This is a genomic window from Alicyclobacillus shizuokensis NBRC 103103, from assembly GCF_001552255.1.
GTDB lineage: Bacteria > Bacillota > Bacilli > Alicyclobacillales > Alicyclobacillaceae > Alicyclobacillus_G > Alicyclobacillus_G shizuokensis.
Map to the genome: position 1 here is coordinate 1 of NZ_BCQV01000096.1, position 2,943 is coordinate 2,943.

At 60.9% G+C, this 2,943-nt stretch carries 3 protein-coding genes; 2 read left to right on the top strand and 1 reads right to left on the bottom strand.

The genetic code is table 11. The features are described 5' to 3' along the window. On the top strand, positions 1 to 535 hold a 535-nt coding region (locus ASH01S_RS17360), incomplete at its 5' end, for an ROK family protein (RefSeq protein WP_169794273.1). A gap of 129 nt (positions 536 to 664) precedes the next feature. On the opposite strand, the gene ASH01S_RS17365 is transcribed toward ASH01S_RS17360, so the two are convergent. Next, a complete protein-coding gene (locus ASH01S_RS17365; RefSeq protein ID WP_067929691.1) occupies positions 665 to 1,558 on the bottom strand; it encodes a LysR family transcriptional regulator in 894 nt (297 codons plus the stop codon). Between the two features lie 143 nt (positions 1,559 to 1,701). On the opposite strand from ASH01S_RS17365, the gene ASH01S_RS17370 reads away from it, so the two are divergent. Next, a complete protein-coding gene (locus ASH01S_RS17370) occupies positions 1,702 to 2,811 on the top strand; it encodes a citrate synthase/methylcitrate synthase (protein ID WP_067929692.1) in 1,110 nt (369 codons plus the stop codon). The last annotated feature ends 132 nt before the right edge of the window (positions 2,812 to 2,943 follow it).

Below are 2,943 nucleotides of genomic sequence, written 5' to 3' on the forward strand. Positions count from 1 at the left end.
CATAAGCGCCGGCACCGGTATCGGCACGGGCATCATCGTCAACAACGAGTTAGTTCGCGGCAGCCAAGGCATCGCCGGCGAGTTCGGCCACATGACGATTGAGGCGCAGGGGCTCAAATGCTCCTGCGGGAATCACGGCTGCCTGGAGATGTACGCGTCTGAGCGCGCGCTCGTGCAGAGGTATCGCCAGTTGACCGGATCGGCCTGCAGCAGTGAAGACATCCTGGCGCGGCTGGACGCCGGGGATGCGGACGCGTTGCAGGCCATTCAAACGGTGGGTCAGTACCTTGGCATCGGGGTGGCCAACCTGGTGGGAGGGCTGAATCCTTCGCTCATCCTGATTGGCAACCGTTTGTCCGCGGCCGGAGAGTGGTTGCTGCGCCCACTGGAACAGACCGTACAGAACCGGTGTTTCACGACTCCGTATACACAATTGCGCATCCAGACTTCGTCCCTTGGCCGCAACGCGTGCGCCGTCGGCGCCGCGTCCCTGGTCCTGCACGAATACTTCGCCGGGCCGCAGGCGGCTGCGTGAATGATACTGTACGTCGGACGATCACGTACGTCCCACGACTCAGGAGAAAACGAGCGGTCGAACGGCCGCTCGACCGGATCGCGTGGAGTTCACCATTATTCCCACATCTATCGCCCCAGTCCCGATCCGTCAGCGGATTGGGCGCATCTTCATGTAGTCCTCAATCACAGCGACAAACTCTTGCACCACCGGCCTCATGGGCCGCCGGGTTAACAGGTACGTATGTGCGACCGGCAACTCAAAAGCGGGAAACGGGACTTCCTGCAGGCGGCCACGCAGGACCTCGCGACGGACACTGCTCTCCGGCAGGAACGACACCCCCATACGCTCGCCGACAAAGTGCATCGCGACATGCGTCTGACTCACCCTCATGGTGCGGATGGCCGGATATAGACGCCGCAAAGCCAACAGCAGGTCATCCCAGTACTCCGGATGGCTATGCGTCAATACGGTGTAGTCGCGAAGCCAATCGTTCGGGGCAGCCGCCGGGCCATCGATGTCGTACTCGTCTGGCGGCACCACGAAGACAATCGGATCCTCATACAGCGGCACGCATTCGATCTGCGGATGGGCGACCTGAAGCCGGCTCAAGGCGACGTCGCTCTCATGCTCGAACAGGCGTGGCACAATCTCGCTCGACTCTCTCACCTGGACCGCCAGCTCGACCTCCGGATGGACACGGGAAAACTCACGAATCCAGAGTGGCAAATAGGTCGTCGCGACGAGCGGCGAAACCGCGAGGGTGACGCGGTCGTCGTAGCCCTGCTGCCAACGCGCCAGATCCTCAAGGCTCTCCTCGTAAGCTGCCAGAAGGGCCCTCACACGGCGGAGCAGGCGATGGCCGGCGGCGCTGAGGTGAACCTGGCGGCCGCGGCGTTCGAACAGACGGACGCCCCACTCCTGTTCAAGTTTTTGTATCTGCATAGTCACAGTAGGCTGCGCGAGGTGCAGCCTTTCCGCCGTGCGGTGGAAGTTTTCCTCCTCGGCCGCAATGACAAATGTACGCAGCCACTCTACGTCCATAACTTGCCCCCCAGTCCGTCATCCGGCGCTATAATCCTGTTCCAATTACGATCCGTTATCAATTCATTCATCTTTATTCATTATACATTATCTGAAATTCCATCTATGATGAGTGTAAATGAATCAGAGGAGTGAACCAGGACATGGCGCAGACAAACGGATTGGAAGGTGTCGTGGCCGCCGAGACGGAACTCAGCCTGGTCGACGGCGAAAAGGGAGAACTGGTCTACCGCGGGTATGTCGCGCAGGACCTGGCCAAATCGCGCAGTTTTGAGGAAGTCGCATATTTGCTCTGGTACGGCCGCCTCCCGGACCCAGCCGAGACAGCCCGTCTCGTGGACGCCTTCAAGGCGCGGCGGCAGCTACCGGATAGGGTGCGGACGCTCATTGACAGCCTCCCGGCCGACCACGATATGATGAGCGTGCTCCGCACAGCCCTCTCCGCCCTGGCAAGCCCCAGACCATGGCCCCCGGCCCGTGATGATGCCGCGCATTATGCCGCTCTCATTCCGGAAATCATCGCCTTCCGCCAGGCCAGACTGCAGGGCCGGGAACCCTTGCGGTCCGATCCAACGTTGTCCCACGTCGCGAACTACCTGTATCTGCTCACGGGTCAGAAACCGGCGGATGAACATGTGCGAGCCCTTGAGGCCTACCTCATACTGACCATGGAACACGGCATGAACGCTTCCACCTTCGCCGCCCGCGTGGTCACCTCGACGCAGTCGGACATGGCGTCCGCGTTGACGGCGGCGCTTGGCGCTATGAAGGGCCCGCTGCACGGTGGAGCCCCCTCGGGCGTCATCGACATGCTGGAGCAAATCGGTTCTCCCGAGTCGGCCGAGGCTTGGTTGCGAAAGAAGCTTTCCGCGGATCACCGGCTGATGGGGTTTGGGCACCGCGTGTATAAGACGAATGATCCGCGCGCTCGCGCGCTACGCGACATCGTGGCGCAGATGGCAGATAAGGACGCCTGGTTTCATCTCGCCACGCATGTGGAGGAAACTGCCGTCCGGCTGCTTGAAGAATACAAGCCAGGCCGCAGGTTGTATACCAACGTGGAATACTGGGCGGCAACCATCTTGCGGGCCGTCGAAATCCCGAAGTCGCTGTACACGGCGACCTTCTCGCTCAGCCGCACCGTAGGCTGGACGGCGCACATCCTAGAGCAGGCGGAGAACAACCGGTTGATTCGGCCGCAATCGGTGTATGTCGGTGCGCTTCCGCAAGGGGCCGCAAAAGCTACCGAATAGTGCTAAAGATACTCACGACAAAACAGTGAAACGCGTTCGAGTCTCGGCAAGCGATCATACACAGCCTCAGACAGCCGCTCCTGCTAGTCTGGGGCTAGATCGTACCCGCTTGGTCGACCCGCTACCGGAAAA

Bases quoted from the DNA above. Each gene is read 5' to 3' on its own strand.
- ASH01S_RS17365 (WP_067929691.1), bottom strand. From the start codon at position 1,558: ATGGACGTAGAGTGGCTGCGTACATTTGTCATTGCGGCCGAGGAGGAA.
- ASH01S_RS17370 (WP_067929692.1), top strand. From the start codon at position 1,702: ATGGCGCAGACAAACGGATTGGAAGGTGTCGTGGCCGCCGAGACGGAA.